This window comes from Pannonibacter indicus (assembly GCF_001418225.1).
In the GTDB taxonomy this organism is placed as follows: Bacteria; Pseudomonadota; Alphaproteobacteria; order Rhizobiales; family Stappiaceae; genus Pannonibacter; species Pannonibacter indicus.
Window position 1 is genome coordinate 25,498 of record NZ_LIPT01000015.1, and the last position, 21,958, is coordinate 47,455.

At 62.0% G+C, this 21,958-nt stretch carries 17 protein-coding genes and 1 tRNA gene; 6 read left to right on the forward strand and 12 right to left on the reverse strand.

All coding sequences use genetic code 11. The annotated features are described in order from the left end of the window. The 4 genes from ASC48_RS16555 to ASC48_RS16570 form a co-directional block, all read right to left on the reverse strand. Entirely contained in the window at window positions 1-2,499 is a 2,499-nt protein-coding gene (locus ASC48_RS16555; protein WP_244270089.1) for a TonB-dependent siderophore receptor, read from the reverse strand. Between the two features lie 142 nt (window positions 2,500-2,641). Further along, window positions 2,642-3,613, reverse strand: a complete 972-nt coding sequence (locus ASC48_RS16560; protein WP_244270090.1) for a FecR family protein — start codon at window positions 3,611-3,613, stop codon at window positions 2,642-2,644. 120 nt (window positions 3,614-3,733) lie between these two features. Further along, the gene (locus ASC48_RS16565; RefSeq protein ID WP_244270091.1) at window positions 3,734-4,222 is read right to left on the reverse strand and encodes an RNA polymerase sigma factor; all 489 of its coding nucleotides are present in this window, start codon (window positions 4,220-4,222) and stop codon (window positions 3,734-3,736) included. A 245-nt stretch (window positions 4,223-4,467) separates the two neighbouring features. Further along, entirely contained in the window at window positions 4,468-5,154 is a 687-nt protein-coding gene (locus ASC48_RS16570; protein ID WP_341860389.1) for a LysR substrate-binding domain-containing protein, read from the reverse strand. 72 nt (window positions 5,155-5,226) lie between these two features. On the opposite strand from ASC48_RS16570, the gene ASC48_RS20020 reads away from it, so the two are divergent. Further along, the gene (locus ASC48_RS20020; protein ID WP_244270094.1) at window positions 5,227-5,415 is read left to right on the forward strand and encodes a DMT family transporter; all 189 of its coding nucleotides are present in this window, start codon (window positions 5,227-5,229) and stop codon (window positions 5,413-5,415) included. 147 nt (window positions 5,416-5,562) lie between these two features. Beyond that, window positions 5,563-6,204: a TetR/AcrR family transcriptional regulator gene (locus ASC48_RS16580; protein WP_082440171.1), complete on the forward strand. Its 642-nt coding sequence runs from the start codon at window positions 5,563-5,565 to the stop codon at window positions 6,202-6,204. 30 nt (window positions 6,205-6,234) lie between these two features. Here the strand turns inward: ASC48_RS16580 and ASC48_RS16585 are convergent, their stop codons facing one another. Together ASC48_RS16585 and hemA are read right to left on the reverse strand one after the other, a co-directional pair. After that, window positions 6,235-7,248, reverse strand: a complete 1,014-nt coding sequence (locus tag ASC48_RS16585) for an SDR family NAD(P)-dependent oxidoreductase (protein ID WP_055456832.1) — start codon at window positions 7,246-7,248, stop codon at window positions 6,235-6,237. Window positions 7,249-7,426: 178 nt separating this feature from the next. Further along, on the reverse strand, window positions 7,427-8,644 hold the full coding sequence (gene hemA / locus ASC48_RS16590; RefSeq protein ID WP_055456863.1) for a 5-aminolevulinate synthase: 1,218 nt from the start codon (window positions 8,642-8,644) through the stop codon (window positions 7,427-7,429). Window positions 8,645-9,344: 700 nt separating this feature from the next. Here hemA and ASC48_RS16595 point away from each other — a divergent pair. Continuing rightward, window positions 9,345-9,938 carry a hypothetical protein gene (locus ASC48_RS16595; protein WP_208975787.1) on the forward strand — a complete coding sequence of 198 codons (594 nt, stop codon included), beginning with the start codon at window positions 9,345-9,347 and terminating at the stop codon, window positions 9,936-9,938. Window positions 9,939-9,987: 49 nt separating this feature from the next. Here the strand turns inward: ASC48_RS16595 and ASC48_RS16600 are convergent, their stop codons facing one another. From ASC48_RS16600 to ASC48_RS16620, 5 genes are all read right to left on the reverse strand, one after another. Then, window positions 9,988-10,530: a DUF2155 domain-containing protein gene (locus ASC48_RS16600; RefSeq protein ID WP_055456833.1), complete on the reverse strand. Its 543-nt coding sequence runs from the start codon at window positions 10,528-10,530 to the stop codon at window positions 9,988-9,990. A gap of 127 nt (window positions 10,531-10,657) precedes the next feature. Further along, the gene (locus ASC48_RS16605; RefSeq protein WP_055456834.1) at window positions 10,658-13,489 is read right to left on the reverse strand and encodes a valine--tRNA ligase; all 2,832 of its coding nucleotides are present in this window, start codon (window positions 13,487-13,489) and stop codon (window positions 10,658-10,660) included. Window positions 13,490-13,651: 162 nt separating this feature from the next. Then, window positions 13,652-14,386: a PopZ family protein gene (locus tag ASC48_RS16610; protein ID WP_055456835.1), complete on the reverse strand. Its 735-nt coding sequence runs from the start codon at window positions 14,384-14,386 to the stop codon at window positions 13,652-13,654. Between the two features lie 238 nt (window positions 14,387-14,624). Continuing rightward, the gene (locus ASC48_RS16615) at window positions 14,625-15,989 is read right to left on the reverse strand and encodes a TolC family outer membrane protein (protein WP_072242684.1); all 1,365 of its coding nucleotides are present in this window, start codon (window positions 15,987-15,989) and stop codon (window positions 14,625-14,627) included. Between the two features lie 224 nt (window positions 15,990-16,213). Continuing rightward, complete coding sequence (locus ASC48_RS16620) at window positions 16,214-16,876, reverse strand: protein-L-isoaspartate O-methyltransferase family protein (RefSeq protein WP_055456837.1); 663 nt, start codon at window positions 16,874-16,876, stop codon at window positions 16,214-16,216. Between the two features lie 284 nt (window positions 16,877-17,160). Between ASC48_RS16620 and ASC48_RS16625 the strand changes: the two genes are divergently transcribed. Then, a tRNA-Cys gene (locus ASC48_RS16625) sits at window positions 17,161-17,234 on the forward strand. A 32-nt stretch (window positions 17,235-17,266) separates the two neighbouring features. Here the strand turns inward: ASC48_RS16625 and ASC48_RS16630 are convergent. Then, complete coding sequence (locus tag ASC48_RS16630) at window positions 17,267-19,489, reverse strand: putative bifunctional diguanylate cyclase/phosphodiesterase (protein ID WP_055456838.1); 2,223 nt, start codon at window positions 19,487-19,489, stop codon at window positions 17,267-17,269. Between the two features lie 477 nt (window positions 19,490-19,966). Here ASC48_RS16630 and cobD point away from each other — a divergent pair, with 477 nt between their 5' ends. Both cobD and cbiB read left to right on the forward strand, forming a co-directional pair. Next, window positions 19,967-20,986, forward strand: a complete 1,020-nt coding sequence (cobD, locus tag ASC48_RS16635; protein WP_055456865.1) for a threonine-phosphate decarboxylase CobD — start codon at window positions 19,967-19,969, stop codon at window positions 20,984-20,986. Beyond that, entirely contained in the window at window positions 20,980-21,954 is a 975-nt protein-coding gene (cbiB, locus tag ASC48_RS16640; protein WP_055456839.1) for an adenosylcobinamide-phosphate synthase CbiB, read from the forward strand. The genes cobD and cbiB overlap by 7 nt, the downstream gene beginning before the upstream one ends. Window positions 21,955-21,958 lie beyond the last annotated feature (4 nt).

A 21,958-nucleotide genomic window follows, 5' to 3' on the forward strand; every position in this document is an offset into this window, starting at 1 on the left:
TTACCAGCTGTATTTCAGCGTGGCATAGACCGTGCGGCCCTCGCCCCAGTAGCAGCCCGTCGTGCTGAGACAGGTGGAGACATATTTCTTGTCGAAGATGTTGCTGACATTGAGCGAGGTCTTCAGCCCGGCGAGCTTCGGATCCACCTTGCCGAAGTCATAGCGCAATGCCGCGTCAAACAGGGTGTAGTCTGGCACATCGAAGGTGTTGGCATTGTCGCCAAAGGTCTGCCCCATGTAGCGGGCGCCGCCGCCGAAGCTGAGCCCGCCCCAGGCCTGATCGGACTGGACGGTGTAGTCCAGCCAGAGCGATGCCTGGTGCTCGGGCACGAAGGCCAGACGCTTGCCCTTGTTGCTGGTGCCGCTGGAGTTGGCATTGTCGCGGGTGATCTCGCTGTCCGTATAAGCATAGGAACCCGTGAGCGAAAGGCCGGAGGCGAGCTCGGCCTTGCCTTCCAGCTCGATACCGCGCATGCGCACCTCGCCGGTCTGCACGCGGAAGCTCGTGTTGACCGGATCGGGCGTGAGCACGTTCTGCTGCGTCAGCTGATAGGCCGACAGCGTGATGAAACTGTTCATGCCATTGGGCTGGAACTTCACCCCGGCCTCGAACTGCTCGCCCGTGGTCGGATTGAACGGCGAACCGCCGCGGTCCGTGCCGCTTGCCGGGTTGAACGAGGTGGAGTAGCTGGCATAGGGCGAAAGGCCATTGCCGAAATTGTAGACGAGGCCCGCCCGCCAGGTGAACTTGCCGTCCTGCTGGTTCACCGGGGTGTTGGTTGTGGCTGTCCGGGTGCGCGTGTCAGTGTTGGCCCAGTCATAGCGCCCGCCAAGCGACAGGACGAAGTTGTTCCACTCGATCTGGTCCTGCGCATAAAGCCCTGCCTGCGAGCGCTGCTGGTCGATCCAGGTCGCCGTCGCAGGGCGGGAGATGCTGGTTGCCCCATAGACCGGATTATAGGCGTTGAAGGGCGTATAGATCACCGAAAGCGCCGATTCTTCAAACGAGCTGTCCTCGAAGGAGTAATCGAAGCCGAACAGCATCGTGTGCTTCGCACTGCCGGTGCTGAACCGCGCCATGGCGTTGTTGTCCACCGTGAAGAGGTTCGAGGTTTCCGGGAAAGCCCAGGCATAGCGCAGCAGCGAGGATGGGTTGCAGCTGGCCGCAGACAGGCAGAAGGCTTGCACGCGCTGTGTATCGGTATCGACGAAGCCATAGCGCAGGTTCTGCCTGAACGACCATGTGTCGTTGAACTCATGGCTGAATTCATAGCCGATGAAGGCCTGCTCGTTTTCGAACTTGTCATAGCCCGGTTCGCCGACGAAGGCGTTGCGCGGCAGGGCGGAATAGGTGCCGGTGTGCAGCGTGCCATTGGCAGGCAGCGCCGGAGCACCGCCGCCGCCGGGGGAGTCGATCTTCTGGTATTCACCCAGGACCGTCAGTGTCGTGGCATCGAACAGCTTGAAGGTTAAGGACGGGGCGATGTAGCCCTTCTTCTCTTCCACGTGGTCATACTGGGTGTCGCTGAGGCGCCCCACGCCGACGATGCGGTAGAGCATGGCACCGTCCTGATCGAGCTTGCCGCCAAAATCGAAAGCGGTCTGGAACCGGTTGTGGCTGCCATATTGCAGCTCGACTTCCCGGATCTCCTCATTGCGAGGCCGCTTGCTGACCATGTTCAGCATGCCGCCGGGCTGGCCCTGGCCGTAAAGGACCGAGGCCGGTCCCTTCAGCACTTCGGCGCGCTCCAGCCCATAGGGCTCGATCCTCGGCTGGGAATAGCCGCGCGCACCGAAAGGCAGGCGCAGGCCGTCCTTGTAGCGCCCCGGCGTGAAGCCGCGCACCGTCAGCCAGTCATGGCGCACATCCGTATCGGCGTATTGAGCGACAACGCCGGGCGTGTAGCGCATCGCCTGCGTGATGGTCGCAGCGCCCTTCTCCGCCATCTCGTCACGGGTCACGACATTGACGGCTTGCGGCGTGTCCCTGAGTGACGTTCCGGTCTTGGTCGCCGTCGCGCTCTGGGTGGCGACGATGCCATTCACCGGGCCCCAGGCGTTTTCGCCCTCGATGGTCACCGTCTGCAACTGTGTCGCGCCTTCCACCGTGGCGCCCGTGGCAGCGGCTGCGGCCGGATCAAGAATGGTCACCGTGTTGGCGGCGGTAAAGCGGTAGGACAGGCCGGTTCCAGCCAGAATCCGGTTGAGCGCTTCGGAGGGCGTCAGCGTGCCGGAAACGCCCGGCGACGTCTTGCCCTGCACGAGAGCTGCCGGATAGAGCACCTGCAGATTGGAGCGGTCGCCAAAACGGGAGATAGCCGTGCCCAGCGGGCCTGCCGGAACGGAGTAACTGACCGCAGCCGCCTGCTGCGCCGCTGCCGGGCCGGTGTAGATCACACTTGCGGTGAAAACCGCCGTTGACGCCAGAAGCGCCAACCCCAAACCGCTCATCCGCGCTGCCCGCGCCCCGGATGCCCTTTGCCCAAACTGCTTTGCCATGACCCCTGTCCAACTCTTGCATTTGCACTTTGTCCGGGCGCGAACGCACCCGTCTGATGCAAGGACGGTTTCAAGGGCCAGACACCTCACCCCCAAAGTGGAAAATAATTATCAGGTTTCTTTTCCGGCTGTGTCCACCCGGTCAGACCGGGTGCAACACGACCAGCCAGGGCGAGATCTGGAAGCTTCTCACCGGCAGCGTCTGGCGGATCGCCTCCAGAACACCGTCCGGATTGCGGATGTCGAAGATGCCGCTGACACGCATGTTCAGAAGGCGGCTGTCTGTCACCCGGATCGTGCCGGACCGGTAGCGGTTGACATCCGCCAGCACCTGCCGCAACGGCCTGTCCTCAAAGATCAGCTTGCCGCGCCGCCAGGCGATTTCCGCTTCCATGTCGACGGGCCGGATCTGGCCCAGATGCACATCGTCATAGGTGACAAGCTCGCCGGCCCTCACGACGGTGTCCGACTTGTCTGGCCCAACCACCGAAACGGCGCTTTCCTCTACTGAAACCGTGACAGCCCCGCTCCATTCATGAACAACGAAACGGGTGCCCAGCGCGGTTGTGGAACCGGCGGCCGCCAGCACGGTAAAGGGGCGGCCGGGATCTTTGGCCACATCGAAGAAGGCGCGCCCGCGCAGCAGACGGATGCTGCGAAGGGTCTCACTGAAATCCAGCGCAATGGCGGTATCTGCATCAAGGTCCACCCGGCTGCCATCCTCAAGCGTCAGGCTGCGCTGTTCGCCGGTGCCGGTGAAATGATCGCTCGTCAGGAAATCCGGCGGCCCGGCAACCGCCACCACACCGGCGGCAGCCAGCGCAGCGGCACCAGCGGACAGAAACGCACGGCGCGAGACAAAGCCCTTCCGGGCGGAGGCCGGAACAATGGTCCCGGACATGTCCAAGGCCTCGCGCGGATCCGCTATACGGCCGAGATCCTGCCAGATGCCGCCGAGCCGCGCATATTCGGCACGGTTCAGCGGATCGGCGGCCATCCAGCGGTCATGTCCGGCGCGGTCCCCCTCTCCCGCGTCACCGGAGTTGAGACGGACGAACCAGCTCAGAGCCTCATCGCGGGCTTTCTGCCGTCTGTCTGTATTCGTTGAACCCATCATGGCCACCGGCTGTTTCCCTGCGCGCGGCCGCACGGCACGCCCTTGCGCGCATATCCTTCCCATAGACGGATCCGGTAGCGTCTCACCTCACCCATATCGCGCATCTTTTTGCCGGTTTCAGTCAATGAGTGTACCCATCCGGTCGCGAAGATGCGCAAGCGCCTTCATGACCAGCTTCTCGACAGCGCTTCTCGTGATGCCCAGTTCAGCGGCAATCTGCGTGTGGGTCAGACCATCGAACTTGTGCATCAGGAGCACCTGTTTCTGGCGCGGCGGCAACTCGCCGATAGCCTCCTGCAGGCGCGCAAGGCGCTGGCGGTAGTCGGTGATCTGCTCCGGCGAGGCGCTGTCATCCACGGCAGCGGCCAGTTCCTCGCTGGGCGCGTAGCCCACCGCAGAGCGCTGCCCGCGCAGCCGGTCGGTTGCAACATTGTTCGCCATGCGGAAGAGATAGGACCGCGGATTGCGGATGTCACTCCCGGCGGGAATCGTTTCAAGCCGCAGATAGGTATCCTGCATCACGTCCTGCGGATCGAGATCACGGCCGAAGCGGCGCGAGAGATGGCGCGACAGCTCCGTGTAACTGGACACGAAGCAGTCAAGCATACTCTTCTTCTTGTCTTCGGCCATGCAGGAACCAATCGGGGCGCGAACCAGTCGGGAGCTTCGCCGCTCATGCACAGGCCCGAACGGACTGAAATCTCTCACGGCAGCATTCGGGATGAAGCCCGGTGCCGCCGTGTCCCGTCTTTAGCAAAAGTCTACTCAAGAAATCCAGTTTTATAAGCAGCGGCACGAGGGCGATGGACAGATCTGCGGGGAAAGTCCGCATGACGGGTGTTTCAGCCCCTTCAGCCATCCTTCCGCTGCGTTTCTGCCCCCTGCCCTGCGGCCTGCAGGATCCGCGCGCGCAGCCAGCGCAGGGCCGGGTCCCTGTCGCGGCTCTTGTGCCAGATCTGAACATAGGGCACGGGCGGCAGCGGAATGGGCGCCGGCAGAATGATCAGATGATCGTCCAGAACAAGGTCCCGCAGGCTGCCTCTGGCGACCGTGAGAATGAGGTCCGTGCCCGCAATCAGCTCCGGTGCGACGCCCCAGTGCGGCAGCACCAGCGCCAGCCGGCGGGTGTGGCCGGAACGGGCAAGCGTTTCGTCCACCTCGTTGATGGTGTCATCGCGCATGGCGACCATGGCATGGGGGCGCGAGAAATAGATTGCAGCATCCAGCGGCTTTCCCTCCAGCGTCCGCCGGTCCAGCAGGCAGGCATAGTCATCGTTGATGATCAGCTCCGACCTGACCTGCGGCGGCAGAACGGGGAACACCCCGAGCCCGAGATCCAGATCACCATCGCAGACACCGGCGGCCATGGCTTCACGGCTGAATTGGCTGATCGCAAGATCGATGCCCGGCGCATGCTGCCGCAGGTCCCGGACCAGATGCGGCAGCAGCATCGCCCCGCCATAATCCGACATGGACAGGCGGAACCGGTGGCGGGTGCCTTGCGGGTCGAAACCCTGCGGCCCCAGCACGCCGCGCACACCGGCCAGCGCATCGGCCAGCGGCTGGGCGATTTCCAGCGCCCGGATGGTCGGAACAAGGCCGCCGGTTTCATGACCGCCGTGATTGCCGGGCAGCTCGCCGCCTCGCTCCTGGTCGATGCCTATGGTCTCATGGGCTTCAGCGCCCGCGATATTTCGCCCTCGCGTCTCATCGGCATCCTGCTCGTGGTGGCCGGAGTTGCGCTGATACAGGGCGCCGCTTTCCTGAAGGTCTCGCCTGTATCCGGCAGCGGAAGCTGACACAGAAGAGCGGCCGTGCTTACCTGAAGCTTAGTATGAACGCGTTCAATACAAATTCACTCAACACGGTTTTCCGATTGACCGCCTACAGGCCCAACTGTAAACGCGTTTATTGAACAAATTCATTAAACGCGATCAGGTAATATCATGCCAAGACCCGCAATGACCGATGAAGAGCTTGCAGCCGTTCAGGCCCGCATTCTGGCTGAAACCGCACGCATCGTTGCTGCCGAGGGCTATGCCGCGCTGTCCATGCGCAAGCTGGCCGAAGGCCTCAACCTGACAGCAGGAGCGCTCTACCGCTACTTCCCGACGAAGCAGCATCTGATGATCGCCTATTGCTCCAGTGCAATCGAGACGCTGAACGAACGGACCCTTGCCATTCATGGCATGGACCTTCCCTCGATTGAAATCATACGCAAGCTGATCATGGCCTATTCGGAATTTGCCCTGGAAGATACCGACAGGTTCCGGCTCATGTTCCTTGACCTGGAGATGAGCCATCAGATGGAAATCGCCTTTGCTGACGATAAGCTGACCGGCTACGAGTTGCTGAAAGCACGGATGGCGATCGCAATGGAGGAGGGAGCCATCCGCCGCATGGATCCGGGCCATGCAACCCATCTCCTTTGGAGTGCGGTGCATGGTGCCGTCGTGCTGCTGCTCAACGTGAAGGACCTGGATCTTGGCGATCCGTGCAGCCTGATCCGTGATGCAGCCGAGATGGCCCTGCGCGGCCTTGCCCCGGACAGCGCAGGTGCCGAAACCCGCGAGACACGGGCAGCCTGACGCCATCAGGGCCTGACTGCGGCACTTCGGTCAGATCTTGTAATACTCGCGGTACCATTTCACGAATTTTGCCACGCCTTCGCGCACGCCCGTGCGGGGGCGGTAGCCGGTGAGCGTCTGCAACAGGCTGGCATCGGCCCAGGTGGCGGGCACATCACCTGCCTGCATCGGCATCAGCTTGCGCTCCGCCGTGCGGCCGGCCGCCTCCTCAATGGCGGCGATAAACTCGGTCAACTGCACGCTTTCCGAATTGCCGATGTTGACGACGCGCCAGGGAGCGACTGGCGACAGACTGTCGCCTTCCGGTACGGCTGCGCCCTCTTCGGGTCTCACGGGAGCCGCATCGATCAGGAGGCGGATGCCCTCGACCAGATCTTCCACATAGGTGAAGTCCCGGCTCATGTCGCCGTAGTTATAGACCTCGATCGGCTGGCCTTCGAGGATCGACTTGGTGAACTTGAACAGCGCCATGTCAGGCCGCCCCCAGGGGCCATAGACCGTGAAAAAGCGGAACATGGTGATGGGCGTGCCGTAGAGATGGGCATAGGAATGGGCCATCACCTCGCAGGCCTTCTTCGTCGCCGCGTAGAAGGACATCTGGTGATCGGCCTTCACCGTCTCCTGAAACGGCATGTCCGTATTGGCGCCATAAGCCGAGGATGTGGAGGCGATCAGCATGTGCTGCGGCGGAAAGGCTCTCGCGGCTTCCAGCATCTCGAATGTGCCGGCAATGTTGCTGTCGAGATAGGACCGTGGCGCCTCGATGGAGTAACGCACCCCCGCCTGGGCGGCCAGATGCACGACAACATCCGGGCGGTTGGCCTCGAACAGCGAGCGCACCAGGTCCCCATCCTCGACGCGGCCTGTGACGGCGGTGAAATGCTCGTTCTGCAGCAGCATCTGGTGACGGCGCTCCTTGAGGCGCACGTCGTAGTAATCCGTCATGGCATCGAGGCCGATAACGCGGACCCCCTCTTCCAGCAGCCGGGTGCAGAGAAAATATCCGATGAAGCCGGCCGACCCCGTCACGAGCGCAGTACGCATGATTGAAACCCTTTGAAGAAAAAGCTGAAAGCAGCAGCAAAATATGCGGCGCCGGAGCCGTCATAGCATCCGGACAGCCCAGAGCCAAGGATTAGCACCGCCGGACCGTCCAGTCCAAAAGCAGAAAGCGCCAGCCTTGCAGCCAGCGCTTTCCGTAGTGTTCAACTCCCTTGCCCGGTCAGGCGACGGCGCGGGCCAGCGCGCAGCGTGACCACAGGGCATTCAGCGCGCCGACCAGATGGTCGATATCGGCATCCGAATGGAACGGCGTCGGCGTGATGCGCAGCCGCTCGGTGCCCTTCGGCACGGTCGGGTAGTTGATGGGCTGGACATAGATGCCGTAGTTGTCGAGCAGGATGTCCGAGATCCACTTGCACTTGGACGCGTTGCCGACCATCACCGGAACGATGTGGCTGGGATTGTCCATATGCGGGATGCCGCGGCGGTCCAGCAGGCTGCGCAGGCGGGCCACCCGGTCCTGGTGCGCCTCACGCTCGGCCGTGCTTTGCTTCAGATGGCGGATCGAAGCCGTGGCACCAGCGGCCAGTGACGGCGGCAGCGCGGTGGTGAAGATGAAGCCCGAAGCGAAGGAGCGCACGAAGTCGCAGAGCTGGCGCGAGCCGGTAATATAACCGCCCATGACGCCAAAGGCCTTACCAAGCGTGCCCTCGATCACCGTCAGACGGTCCATCAGGCCTTCGCGCTCGGCAATGCCGCCGCCGCGCGGGCCGTAGAGACCGACCGCATGCACTTCATCCAGATAGGTCATCGCGCCATAGCGTTCGGCCACGTCACAGATTTCCTTGATGGGGGCAATGTCGCCGTCCATCGAATAGACGCTCTCGAAGGCAACCAGCTTGGGAGCCGCCGGATCATCGGCGGCGAGCTTGCGCTCCAGATCTTCCGGGCTGTTGTGCTTCCACACGCGCTTTTCGGCGCGGCTGTGGCGGATGCCCTCGATCATCGAGGCATGGTTCAGCGCATCGGAATAAACGATGCAGCCGGGGATCTTCGAAGCCAGCGTGCCGAGCGCTGCCCAGTTGGACACATAGCCCGAGGTAAAGATGAGCGCCGATTCCTTGCCATGCAGATCCGCGAGCTCTTGCTCAAGCTGGACATGGTAGTGGTTGGTGCCCGAGATGTTGCGTGTGCCGCCAGCGCCCGCACCGCAGCTGTCGATCGCATCCTTCATGGCGGTAACCACATCCGGATGCTGGCCCATGCCAAGATAATCGTTGGAGCACCACACGGTCACTTCGTGGGTGGAGCCATCTTCGCGGAAACGGGTCGCCTTGGGAAACTCGCCTGAATGACGCTTCAGATCAGCGAATACGCGATAGTTGCCGTCCTCCCGCAAGCCGTCCAGCGCCTGCGCAAAGAAGCTCTCGAAGTCCATGGCGTATTCCCTCTTCTTCTCAAGCAGACGCATTCCACGTCCGCCATTGGCGTCCTGCAAGCCCTTGTGTCCGGAGCCGGTCATCATCTGGCCAGCCCTCCCAGACGGATCTGATAAGGGGAAGTTGCCCCGCCCCACTCACGCGTCCTGTGATCCGAAGCCTGACAGCCTCGAGACCTTGCACCATGTAGCGCAAGGCAGCGCCATAACACATAGTTTAAAATGCCGCAGGCTGTCATTATTCTAATTCCGGGTTACAGAATTCTTTTTAGGAGAAGAGCCCGGCCGGTCAACTCTGAGACGCCTGCCCCGCCGCCCTCTCTTCCGGCGATTGTTCCGGAACCTTAGCCTCCCGCCCGCGTTAACACTTTGATCTGGGACAAGCCGGGCATCACGGCAAGTTGATGCTGACGGCTTGTCCCGGCCAGAAACTCAGCACCGCTGAAAACAGGAACAAAATCAAGGAACTGAGCCAGACCGGAAGCATGAATCCCCGGCCGCAGCCAATCAGGAAAGATCAGAACCACGTCATTTTGTGATTCGGATAACATCTATCTTAAGGGAAATGGCGTAATAATGGCTGCATCACAGCAACCGGATGAGCAAGGCACCTGTCAAAAAGACGAGGTATACTTCAGACCCAAAAAACCGGTGCCGTGATCTGTGTTCAGACGTGACTGTCATGCCGAGGGAGGCAAAAATGACGCATCGTCTCATGAAGAAAGCCATCATTCCGGCAGTTGCCATCATGCTTTCTGCCGCCCCGCTCGCGCTTGCCGCCCCCAAGTCGGAACGGCATCTGCTGCCCGAGGACAACCTCTCCGTCACGCTCGCCAGCCTTGGCGCCGGGCCTGCGGCCGGTGAGGACACGTCCATCTGGGTTGGACCGGTCGACATTCAGGGCCGCAAGGTCATCTGGGTCGAACTGATCGACTCCGAGGGCGAAGTCATCTACGCGTCAGAGGTCGCGCAGAACGAAACCCATCTCCTTCCCGATGGCCGCGCCATCGTCGTGAGCCCGCTCAATGCGCCGGAAGGCACGCTTGCCGTGGCCAAGGACGAATCGCGTGTCCCCTCGGAAACCGGCCAGATGATCACCCGACGCGTGGTGGATGATGAGGAAGGCAAGACTGCCGTCGAACTGGTCCAGACACCGCCGCAGCAGCCGTCCATTCTGCTGCAGCTGGCAAAGGCCGGCGAATCCGTGTGGCACGGCATCGTTGCCTTCTTCCAGAGCGCAGCCGACTCGGTCCGCGTTGCCTGGAACTGGATCATGGATACGGTTGCCGTCTGAGCTGACAGAGTCTGTGGCCCTGCCGGATCCTCTCCGGCAGGCAGAATGATCAGAATAGCGGCGGCTTGGGCCGCGGGGCGGGCACGGTGCCCATTGCGCCCTCAGCTTGTTCGCCGGTGCCTGCCGCGCCGCCGCCGAGTGTGTCTGCGCCCTCTTCCACCACAGTGACCGGGGGACCGGAATAGCCGGCCGGAGGCGGCACGGTGGAGGTCTGGCGGCAGTCGGTCAGCCACACGTCATAGACAGCATGCTCGACGCCATGCAGGCCCGGGCTTGCGGCAAACATCCAGCCGGAGAAGATCCGCTGGATCTCGTTGTTAAGCGTCACTTCATCCACCTGCACGAAGGCCGTGGTCAGCGGATTTTCGGTCTGCGGCCGGGTGTGACAGACGCGCGGCGTCACCTGAAGCGCGCCGAATTGCACCGTCTCGCCGATATAGACATCAAAAGACGTGATGCGGCCGGTAATCTTGTCGAGCCCGGAGAAGACAGCCACCGGGTTCTCAATGACATCCGCGCGGGCGGGCACGGCGGCAAGGGCGCAGACAAGGGCGCCAGCAAAGGCTGTGCCGAAGACCGGCTTGCTCTTCATCCTGTTGATTTGCCGCATGATTGTCCCTGGCAAGTCCCTGAGTTTGGCGGGCGTAACACCCGATTGCGGCTGCCGGAAGGCAAGCCATTGCGCGGCAACGGTTTCAGCCGCCGCGCAAGACTGTTTATCAGCCCAGCGACGCCAGACGGCTGACCGCCATCTGCACCTGCGTCTTGCGGGTGGAGAGCTCGGCCAGCTTCTCGCGCTCGCCCTCGACAACCTCTTCCTTTGCCTTCTCGACAAAAGCCGGATTGGAGAGCTTCTTCTCGATGCGGCCGATCTCGTCCTCAAGCTTGCCAAGCTCCTTGGCAAGCCGCGCCTTTTCGGCGCCCAGATCAATCACACCGGCCAGCGGCAGGCAGACCGTGGCATCCCCCACAATGATCTGAGCGGCGCCCTTGGGCAGCTCGTCCGCCAGCGTCAGGCTTTCGGCGCGGGCAAGGCGCAGGATGGCGGCCTCGTGGGTCTTCACCCTCGCAACCGTCACGTCACCGGCACCAACCATCACCACCGGGATCTGCGCACCGGCCGGAACGTTCATTTCCGAGCGCACGGAGCGGATTTCGGAGATGAGGCCGACAAGCCAGTTGATCTCTTCAGCCGCCGCCGCATCGGCCAGCGCGGGAGCCGGCCAGCGGGTCAGCATCAGGATCTGGTCCGGAGCGCCGGTTTCCTCGCCGAGACGCGCCCACAGCTCTTCGGTCAGGAAGGGCATGAAGGGGTGGAGGATCTTCAGGATCTCGTCCAGCGTCCAGGCTGCGGTCGCGCGGATTTCCGCCTTGGCGGCTTCATCCGTGCCGTTGAACACGGGCTTGGCCAGTTCCAGGAACCAGTCGCAATAGGTGTTCCAGACGAAACGGTAGACGCCATTGGCCGCATCATTGAAGCGGTAGGCCTCCAGCGCCTCGCGCACTTCCTCGGCGCAGCGGCCTACTTCCGTGGCGATCCAGCGGTTGAGCGTATGGGTGGCGCGGGCCGGATCAAACCCGGCGACGCGCTTGCAGCCGTTCATCTCGGCAAAGCGGGCCGCATTCCACAGCTTGGTGGCAAAGTTGCGGTAGCCGCCGACACGGCTGGTGGCCAGCTTGATGTCGCGGCCCTGCGCCGCCATGGCCGCCAGCGTGAAGCGCAGCGCATCGGCGCCGAACTCGTCGATCAGCTTCAGCGGGTCGATGACGTTGCCCTTGGACTTCGACATCTTCTGCCCCTTCTCGTCACGGACGAGGGCATGGATGTAGACGGTCTCGAAAGGCTCGGTCTTCATGAAGTGCAGCGACATCATCATCATGCGGGCGACCCAGAAGAAGATGATGTCGAAGCCGGTGATCAGCACCGACGTCGGGAAGTAGCGGGCCAGTTCCGGCGTCTTGTCCGGCCAGCCGAGCGTCGAGAACGGCCAGAGCGCAGACGAGAACCAGGTGTCGAGCACGTCCTCATCGCGGTAGAGCAGAACGCTCTCCCCTGCCCCGGCTTCCCAGGCGGCCAGCGCCTGTTCCATGGCCGCCATTTCAACCGGCTTGCCATAGTGGGCCGCGGCCGCCTTCAGGGCTTCGGCTTCCGTCTTCTCGACGAAGATCTTGCCATCGGGACCATACCAGGCCGGGATCTGATGACCCCACCACAGCTGGCGCGAGATGCACCAGGGCTGGATGTTCTCCATCCACTCGTAATAGGTCTTGTCCCAGTTGGACGGAACGAACTTGGTGCGGCCCTCGCGGACGGAGGCAATCGCAGGCTTGGCCAGCGTGGCGGCATCCACATACCACTGGTCAGTCAGCATCGGCTCGATCGGCACACCGCCACGGTCGCCATGAGGCACCATGTGGGTGTGATCCTCGATGCGGTCCAGCAATCCCTGCTCTTCCATCTGCGCCACCAGCGCCTTGCGCACGGCAAAGCGGTCCTGCCCGTGGAAGGCAGCGATGGTGGCATCCAGCATTCCGGACGCCGGAACGCCGGCAAGGAACTCGGCATTCTCGGAAAGAATGACGCGTGCCTCGCGGTCGAGAACCGAAATCATCGGCAGGTCATGGCGCTTGCCGACCTCGAAATCGTTGAAGTCATGCGCCGGGGTGATCTTGACCGCGCCGGAACCGGCGGTGGGATCGGCATAGTCATCACCCACGATCGGCACGCGGCGTCCGACCAGCGGCAGGATGATGTGCTTGCCGATCAGGTCCTTGTAGCGCGGATCTTCCGGGTTCACGGCAACGGCAGTGTCGCCCAGCATGGTTTCCGGACGGGTGGTGGCCACAACGATGTAGTCGCGGGTCTCGTATTCCGTCGCATTACCTTCGTCATCGAAGGCCACCGGATGCTGATAGGTGGCACCGCCTTCCAGCGGATAGCGGAAGTGCCAGAGGCTGCCCTTGATCTCCTGCTGCACGACTTCCAGGTCGGAAATCGCGGTCAGCAGTTTCGGGTCCCAGTTGACGAGACGCTTGTCCTTGTAGATCAGGCCATCACGGTACAGCGAAACGAAGACTTCCAGAACGGCAGCCGACAGGCCCTCATCCATGGTGAAGCGCTCGCGGTCCCAGTCACAGGACGCGCCAAGGCGCTTCAGCTGGTTGAAGATCATTCCACCGGATTCGCCTTTCCAGTTCCATACGCGCTCGATGAAGGCGTCACGGCCCATGTCGCGGCGCGACGGCTCCTTGCGCTCGGCCAGCTGGCGCTCCACCACCATCTGCGTGGCAATGCCTGCGTGATCCATGCCCGGCTGCCACAGTACGTCCTTGCCACGCATGCGCTCGAAGCGGATGAGGATGTCCTGCAGCGTGTTGTTGAGCGCATGGCCCATGTGCAGGGAGCCCGTCACGTTCGGCGGCGGGATCACGATCGTATAGGACGGGGCGCCATCGGCGGCACCGGCACCGGCGCGCGAGGCTCCGGCCTTTTCCCACATTTCGGTGATCCGCGGCTCGACGGCCGCTGCGTCATAGGTCTTGTCAAGCATGAGGGCTTCTCGGGACTTTCCGTTATCTGGGCCTGTGTAAATCGGATGGCGGGCAGCGAGTCAACATCCTGAGCGGAATGGGGCCTGAAGAGAGGCAGAAATGGCAACGCCGCCCGCAGGCGGCGTTCCAGTCATGCATGGCACATAACAAGCCGCCGCAGATCAGCGCTTGCGTACCACGCGTTCGATTTCCTGGCGAACGAGACGTTCCACCATGACAGGCAGGTTCTGATCCAGCCAGCTCTTCAGCATCGGGCGCAGCATCTCCCTCACCAGATCCTCCAGCGTGCGGGCATTGGCCGACAGGATGGTGCTGGACAGGTTCTCGAAAGCGGCACTGACGGCTGCTCCCGCCATGTCAGAGATAAGCGGCGCCTCCTCGTCCAGCGGATCGAGATTGTCCATGGAAACGGGCACAAGACCTTCGGCAACGGATGAGCGCGCCGGCTGCGGTGCAGCTTTCGGAGCCGGAGCAGGCTCGCCTTTTTCTTCCATGAAGCCAATGTCGCCAGTGTCATCGTCCATCGTGTCGGGCATGCCCTCAACCATGGCGAAGGGATCTTCTTCCTCCCCGACAGCCAGTTCTTCCGTCAGTTCAAGAACGTCGTCATCGGCAACGTCTTCGTCGGCCTCGAAGGCCGCAATGTCATCATCGATGGCAGCATCGCCGTCATCATCATCGCCTGCCATGTCGAACAGCTTGTCCAGGTCATCCTGCGACATGCCGGCTTCTTCTTCCTCGGGCAATTCATTGACTTGCGTCATTTCGGCTACGAGCTCCGGGGCTGCTGGTGCAGTCTTCTTGGCGGCAGGGGCTTCCTCGTCGGAAATGATCCGGCGAATGGAGGCGAGAATTTCCTCCATCGAGGGTTCCTGTGCCTGACTGGCCTTCGACATGAGTTCCCCCAGAACTGGTTACAAACGCACTGGACCGAAGTTTCAAAAGTTACGATTCGGTTAAGGATATTATGCTGAGTCGCCTGTCAACATCATAGGTCAGCAGTTCAGCACAGCCAGCTTATCCCCTTTTAATAGGAAAAACTTGCCGGGTTGACCAGCCTTCTCAATGGAAAACGCGCCCCGGAAGGGCGCGTTCTCTGAATTCCTGGCGATTTAGCAAATCAGTTTCGAATCATCAGCGGCCGTCCGGCGTGCGCATGCCAAACCACTTGTCGCGAACCTTGCTGTAGTGTTCGGTGGGCTCGTAGCGGGCCACCTGCAGGTTCAGGAATTCCGCATCAAGACGGCCCATGGCGGACAGCAGCTGATAGGCGCTGACGATGCGGTTACGCTGTGCGGTCACCAGATTTGAGCGCTGCGTGATCAGCTCGCGCTGGGAGTCGAGTACGTCGAGCGTGGTGCGCTGACCGACGCGCTGCTCCTCGATGACGCCCTGCAGGGCGAGCTGCTGCGCTTCCACGGCAGCCTGAGCCGCAGTGATCGAAGCCTCGGCCGCCTGATAATCGCCCCAGGCGGTGATCACATTGGCACGGATCTGATTGCGCAGAACGTCCAACTGGATTTCAGCCTGGCCGAGTTCTTCCTTGGCCTGACGCACGCGGGAAGACAGGGCACCGCCCTGATAGAGCGGAACGGAGACGCGGCCAAGGACGGAGGCGGAATTGACGGTGCTGACCGACTGGGACGGCTTCCAGTCGCGGCCGATGGAGCCTTCCAGCGTCACGGTGGGCAGCTGCTCGCCCTCAATGGCCTTGACGTTGTAGAGTGCGGCATCAACCTGATGCTGCGCCTGGCGCAGAAGCGGCTGATACTCTTCGCCCAAGCGGATCGCTTCTTCGACTGAACGCGGCATCAGCCTGCCGACCGGGGTCGAGGCCGAAAGGTTGCGGGCCTCAATGCCAACGATCTGCTCATAGACGGCGCGGCTGGCATTCAGGTTTGCGATGGCCGAGTTGAGGTTGGCCTGAGCTTCCGCGTGACGCGCTTCCGCCTGGGACACATCGGTGCGGGTGCCCTCGCCCACCTCGAACTGATCCTTGGAGGCGCGCACCTGCTCACGCAGGAACTCAACCGAGCTGCGCTGCAGGGCAACGAGCGCCGTGTCGCGGATTACATTCACATAGGCCTGAGCTGCGGACAGCAGCACATCCTGCTCGGTCGCGTTCAGGCTTTCGCGCTGTGCACGGACGAGAGCTTCGGCCTGCTTGGTCGAGTTCACCGTCCGGAAACCGCGGAACAGGGCCTGCTGAACCGACAGTGACATGGATGCATTGTTGCGGATGTTGTCGGGGCCAATACCGGTGGAGGTACGGGTCGAGCCGATGGAGGCATTGGCCGTAATTACCGGACGCCAGTTGGCCAGAGCTTGAGGCACACGCTCATCCGTCGCACGGAGCGCAGCACGGGCCGCATTCAGGGTTGGGTTGTTGGCATATGCCAGCGCCAATGCTTCAGAAATGCTCTCAGCCCGAGCCGTGGAAGAAAGCACGAAGGCATTGAGACCAAGCAAAGCAGCAGAAAGGGTTATACGAAAACGCACTGAAAACGCCCCTTAATGTACGGGCCCCCACCCGTGCTGTCATTTGGCGGGGAGTATACCCAGCTGCAACGCCCTGCCTACCCCTCACCGAAAATTAAGAATCTGTTTCTGTCCGGCTGAGGCAGCATTGCAACAGGTAACGTCATACGTAAAGCGCCCGAAAACTGCAGGTTTTCAGCAGCTTCCGGGCGCGAGACTTGAACGGCGTTCAGATATGTGTGTTCTCAGAAGACGAATTCGGGGGCCTTGCCGAAGCCGGGCAGAGTATGCGCGCTGGCGTTGAAGCCAAAGCGGGCACCAATCACCGACCCGGAGTTCTGATAGACACGGGCAAGACCGGCCCCGCCACGCCCTTCGATGGCCACGAGCCGTCCGCCTTCCTTCAGCTGGCTGGCCAGTTGCTCCGGAATGAAGTCAACCGCACCATCCAGAAGGATCACGTCATAGGGGCCTTCCGACGGACAGCCATCAGTGAGCTTGCCTTCCACGACAGCGGCATTCTCAATGCCGAGGCTGACGAGGGTCTGGCTGGCGCGGGCCGCAAGCCCGGCATCCTCTTCCACCTGGACCACCGTTCCGGCGATCCGTGCGAGCACAGCGGTGCTGTAGCCGGACGCTCCGCCAACAACGAGCACAACATCATCCGCTTTCACTTCGGCAAGCTGGATCAGTTTGCCGAGCACATGCGGCTTCAGGAGATAGCGCGGTGCCCCCGTGTCAGACACGGGCGTGTCTTCATCGATATAGGCAACCGGCTTCTTCGAACCTGCCACGAACAGCTCACGCGGAACGGATTGCATCGCGTCGAGGATCCGCAGATCCGTGACATCATTGGTTCTGAGCTGGTTATCCACCATTCGCGTGCGGGATTGCGCGTAGTCACCCATCGCGTGCCTCTTTCGATTTCTGGCGAAAGCCTCTCCAACTTTCTTGCCTGATCCATTACCGGGCGCAGGCAGGCGTGACAAGGGGCAGATCGGCGCTGCCCCCTGTCTTCTCGAGACATTCAAGCCGGCCTGTTCTGCATGGAGCCGGGGCCATGATGCGCCTCACCCTGCGTTCTCCGCCGATTGCAGCCATGCCCGCCGGCACAGATGCAACTGATCAAGGAAGGGAAAACGCAAAGAGGCCGCTTGACAGGAAAGAGGCGGTAGTCGAAAAGACGCGCCAAGGCCTCGTGGCGGAGTGGTTACGCAGCGGATTGCAAATCCGTCCACCCCGGTTCGATTCCGGGCGAGGCCTCCATTCCCCTTTACACCTCATAAAAGACAGTCAGATTATAGCGCTGGGCCTTGCGCTTCGAGCAGAGCCGTGGCTTCGTCAGCTGTCATGGGCATGCCGAGAAAGTAGCCTTGCGCCTCCGGGCAGCCAATTGCCCGCAGTGCCTCAACCTGTGATTCCCGTTCGACGCCTTCGGCGATGACCCGCAGCTTCAGCTTCTGCCCGAGTGTCACCACGGTCTCAGCGATCCCCCGGTCGCTTTCGTCCCTGTCAATGTGACGGACAAGGGCCTCGTCAATCTTGAGCCGGGAGACGGGGAAACGTCTCAGAGAAGCCAGGCTGGAGTGCCCTTTGCCGAAGTCGTCGATGGCGAGACCAACGCCCAGCGCGTGCAATTCGGCCATGACGGCCACCGCCCGCTCCACATTCTGCATCAGAACGCCTTCGGTGATTTCCAGCTCCAGAAGCCCCGGCAGCAAACCTGCCTGTTTCAGGGCGCCCATGACAGTCTGGGTCCAGTCCGGATCACTGAACTGCTGCGGCGCGATGTTGATGCTGATCTTAAAGCCGGAGAACCCCTGCTCCTGCCAGAGCCGCGCCTGCTCCACGGCCTGCCCCAGAACCACGTGGCCAAGTTCACAAATCAGCCCCGCCTCCTCCATCAGCGGCACGAAATAGCGCGGCATGATGAGGCCTTCGAAGGGATTTTCCCAGCGCACCAGCCCTTCGAAACCGGTAATCCGGTTTTCCATGAGATCGACCTGCGGCTGGTAATGCAAGATGAATTCATTGTTGCGCAGCGCACGGCGTATCCCTTCAAGCATCTGAAGCTTGCAGGAGGACGTCTGTCCTTCTTCCGGTGAGTAGAGGTGAAACGTATTGCGGCCAGCGCGTTTGGCCATATACATCGCCGTATCGGCACACTGGACCAGCGCGGCCGCCTCCGTCGCATCATCTGGATAGCAGGCAGCACCCATGCTGCCGGTGACGTGAAAAGACTGCCCGGCCAAATGCACCGGCAAAGACAGCTTTTCCCGCAGACCGCGCAGGAATCGGGGCAATTCCTCAGACGAGGCAATCGAACCCTCCAGGATCAGCACAAACTCATCGCCGCCAAGGCGCAGCACCTTGCCACGGTCCTGGACCTCATCGCTCAGCCTTGCAGCAATGGACAGCAGAAGCCGGTCACCGGCGGCATGGCCGAGACTGTCATTGACGGTCTTGAAATTGTCGAGATCTACAAAGACCACCGCCACACGTTCATCCGGCAGGTGCACCCTGGCCAGCGCCGCGTCGATGAAGCTTTCCAGCTGGCTGCGGTTCGGCAGGCTGGTCAGCGGATCGTGGTGGGCGAGAAAGCGTATCTTCTCCTCGGCCCGCTTGCGTTCAATGGCAATGGCGGTGATCCGGGCCATATCGGCGATCAACCGGTCTTCCATGGGTCCCGGCATGCCCGGGGTCTGCTTGTAAATGGCGAATGTGCCGAGCACCCGGTTGTCCAGCGACATGATTGGTGTGGACCAGCAGCAGCGCAGCCCGAATTTCGTGGCAAGCGGGTGGAAGTCTGCCCAGAGCGGGTCGGCCTGAATGTCGGCAACCGTCACGGGTTTGCATGTGTAGGCCGCAGTGCCGCAGGAGCCGACGCTGGGGCCGATCTCGATACCATCAATCGCATCGCAATAGGCCTTCGGAAGACTCGGCGCCGCACCGTGGCGCAGATGGCGGCCATCCTCATCCAGAAGCAGGACGGAACAGATGGCACCGTCCAGTTGCCCCTCGATCAGACGGACCATGCATTCCAGAATATCCGAGAGGGGGGCGCTGGAGGCAATCATCTCCAGCACATGCGCCTGGGCATCGCGCAGGCCATCGGCCTTGCGCCGCTCGGTGATGTCGCGGCAGACACCGAAGAGGCCAACGATGTTCCCGTCACCGTCCCGGAGAGGATATTTCGAGGACGCAAACCAGCGGCGGGCACCATTGGGTTGAATGATGCATTCCTCCTTGTCGATCAAGGGAATGCCGGTGCGCAGAATCTGCCTCTCATCCCTGAAAAAGCCCAAGGCCACAGGCAAGGGATGCAGCTCGAGATCCGTCTTGCCGATCAGGCTGTCCGCCGACTCCAGCCCAAGATCGGCTGCAATGGCACGATTGGCGAGTACAAACCGGCAGCGGGTGTCCTTGACGAACAGGTAGTCAGCCACCTGATCAAACATGGTGCGCAGCCAGACATGCTCCTGCAGAAACTTTCCCCGTACCTGCAAGCCGGATTTTTGCATGGAACCTTCCTGCTCCGGCTGAGTTTCCAGCAAACCGGATATCTCTGCGTGGTCAGTACTGTCAAAATTACCACGCCCAGAAATCACAGGATTCCATTTGGAATTCATAATACTTCCCCTGAGGAAATCCGCGCCATGCTTCAGCATGGTCGATAACCTACACTCATAAACTTAAATGAACCGCAAAACATCAACTTGGTGATGTCAATTTGTATAAATTCAGACTTAATACCAAGGCTTTGGATGCTGCCGCATCATGCCTTGAAATTGCTCATGCGCCGCACGGGCTTGACCGGCGCTCGATGAGCTTGACCCATCGGGCGCCGGTAAAAGTTCCGGAGCCGTGACAGGAGCCACTCAGACAAGGGCCGTGGGCGGCCGTCAGGGCAAAAAAACTTTTGCCGGGCGCTCCGATCGGGTTATCTCCAGCTCACGAAGGCTCCACCGTCAGGGCCACAATCCAATCAAGAGAGCATGATGAAACACGGCGGCGATCTGTTTCAGGCCATGGCAACCTATGGCGGGGCGGAGGAAGACTGGCTGGACCTTTCCACCGGCATCAATCCGCATGCCTATCCGGTGCCTGCCAGCCTGCCCGCCTCCGCATGGACCCGTCTGCCCGCGCATGCCGCGCAGGAAAGCCTTCTGAAAGCAGCCCGTGCGGCCTATCAGGTGCCCGCGCATCTCGGCCTTGCCGCGGCGCCGGGCACGCAGGTGATCCTGCCGCATCTGCCGGCCCTTCTGCCGGAAGGCGGCGTCACGATCGCAGGCCCCACCTATTCCAGCCACTGCGATGCCTGGCGGGCGGCGGGGCGCAATGTGCAGGAAGTGACTGATATCTTCCATGCCGGAGCAGGCAGCCGGATTGCCCTCATCGTCAGCCCCAACAATCCCGATGGCCGCTGGCATGAACCGGAGGCGCTTCTGAACCTTGCCAGAGACATGCAGCGGCGCGGCGGCTTTCTGGTAGTGGATGAGGCCTTTGCCGACGTGGATCCGTCCCGCAGCCTGCTGCCGCATCTGGCGGATGAGCCGGTTCTGGTGTTGCGCTCCTTCGGTAAGTTCTTCGGTCTTGCGGGATTGCGCCTCGGCTTTCTGGCGGGACCGCAGAATGTGACGGATGCCCTTGCCCGGCGCCTCGAAAGCTGGTCCGTCAGCGGCCCGGCGCTGGAAGTCGGTACGCAGGCCCTGCGGGATCTGGACTGGCAGGCCGCCATGCGCAAGACGCTGGGGCAGGAAATGGCCGCACTTGAAGGCGTGCTGCGGGCCGCAGGCCTTGCGATCCATGGCGGCACTTCGCTTTACGTACTGACAGAGCATCCGGGTGCTGCCCGCCTGCATCAAGCGCTGGCGCGTCATCACATCTGGGTACGTGCCTTCGACTACGCTCCCAGTTGGCTGCGCTTTGGTCTGCCCGGCTCGCCGGAAGGCCTTGCCCGTCTGCGGCTGGCGCTCACCGAAACCATGGCATCACGCAAAGAGGCAACATCGTGCTGAGTGACCCGCTGGCGCTCTGGCTGCTGCTGGGGGCCATAGCCCTTGATGCCGTCATTGGCGATCCGGACTGGCTGTGGCGGCGCCTGCCGCATCCGGTCGTGTGGATCGGCAAACTCATCAACCTGCTGGACAGCAACCTCAACCGCGAAAGCTGGCCTGCTGCCTTGCGCCGTTTGGCAGGCCTCCTGACGCTTGTCCTGCTGGTGGCCGGGGGGACGGGCACCGGTTTTCTGCTACAGGCAGGCCTTTCCGCCCTGCCCTATGGCGAGGCTGGGATCATTGTCATCGCCGCCGTGTTCCTCGCCCAGAACAGCCTCTACGTGCATGTGAAGGCCGTCGCCGATGGCTTGCGTAACGGGGGGCTGGCGGGCGGGCGCCGGGCCGTGTCGATGATCGTCGGGCGTGATCCGGAGCAGCTGGACGAGAGCGGTGTTTCGCGCGCCGCCATTGAATCCTGCGCCGAAAACTTCTCCGACGGCGTTGTGGCTCCCGTCTTCTGGTTCGCCATACTGGGCCTGCCGGGGCTTATCGCCTACAAGGCCGTCAACACCGCCGATTCCATGATCGGTCACAAGACCGCCCGGCATCAGGATTTCGGCTGGGCGTCCGCCCGTTTTGATGACCTGATCAACCTGCCTGCGTCCCGGCTTTCGGCCCTGTTCATTGCGTTCGCCGCACCTCTGGCCGGCGGCTCACCCTTGCGGTCCCTTGCCACGGTGCGCCGGGATGCCGGGCTGCACCGCTCCCCGAATGCCGGCTGGCCGGAGGCGGCGATGGCCGGGGCCCTTGGCGTCGCACTGGCGGGCCCGCGCGTCTATGCCACCTACCGGGTGGAAGACCCTTTCATGAACCCGGACGGGAGCAAGGACGCAGGCGAGGCAGATATACGCCGCGCACTCAAGGTGCTGGCAGGGGCTTGCGCAATCGAGGCTTTGCTGGTTCTCATCATGGCTCTGGCATTATCCTGATGTC

Coding starts and splice junctions, on each gene's coding strand:
- ASC48_RS16555 (WP_244270089.1), bottom strand. CDS start 2,499: ATGGCAAAGCAGTTTGGGCAAAGGGCATCCGGGGCGCGGGCAGCGCGG.
- ASC48_RS16560 (WP_244270090.1), bottom strand. CDS start 3,613: ATGGGTTCAACGAATACAGACAGACGGCAGAAAGCCCGCGATGAGGCT.
- ASC48_RS16565 (WP_244270091.1), bottom strand. CDS start 4,222: ATGCTTGACTGCTTCGTGTCCAGTTACACGGAGCTGTCGCGCCATCTC.
- ASC48_RS20020 (WP_244270094.1), top strand. CDS start 5,227: ATGACCGCCGTGATTGCCGGGCAGCTCGCCGCCTCGCTCCTGGTCGAT.
- ASC48_RS16580 (WP_082440171.1), top strand. CDS start 5,563: ATGCCAAGACCCGCAATGACCGATGAAGAGCTTGCAGCCGTTCAGGCC.
- ASC48_RS16585 (WP_055456832.1), bottom strand. CDS start 7,248: ATGCGTACTGCGCTCGTGACGGGGTCGGCCGGCTTCATCGGATATTTT.
- hemA (WP_055456863.1), bottom strand. CDS start 8,644: ATGGACTTCGAGAGCTTCTTTGCGCAGGCGCTGGACGGCTTGCGGGAG.
- ASC48_RS16595 (WP_208975787.1), top strand. CDS start 9,345: ATGACGCATCGTCTCATGAAGAAAGCCATCATTCCGGCAGTTGCCATC.
- ASC48_RS16600 (WP_055456833.1), bottom strand. CDS start 10,530: ATGAAGAGCAAGCCGGTCTTCGGCACAGCCTTTGCTGGCGCCCTTGTC.
- ASC48_RS16605 (WP_055456834.1), bottom strand. CDS start 13,489: ATGCTTGACAAGACCTATGACGCAGCGGCCGTCGAGCCGCGGATCACC.
- ASC48_RS16610 (WP_055456835.1), bottom strand. CDS start 14,386: ATGTCGAAGGCCAGTCAGGCACAGGAACCCTCGATGGAGGAAATTCTC.
- ASC48_RS16620 (WP_055456837.1), bottom strand. CDS start 16,876: ATGGGTGACTACGCGCAATCCCGCACGCGAATGGTGGATAACCAGCTC.
- ASC48_RS16630 (WP_055456838.1), bottom strand. CDS start 19,489: ATGCAAAAATCCGGCTTGCAGGTACGGGGAAAGTTTCTGCAGGAGCAT.
- cobD (WP_055456865.1), top strand. CDS start 19,967: ATGAAACACGGCGGCGATCTGTTTCAGGCCATGGCAACCTATGGCGGG.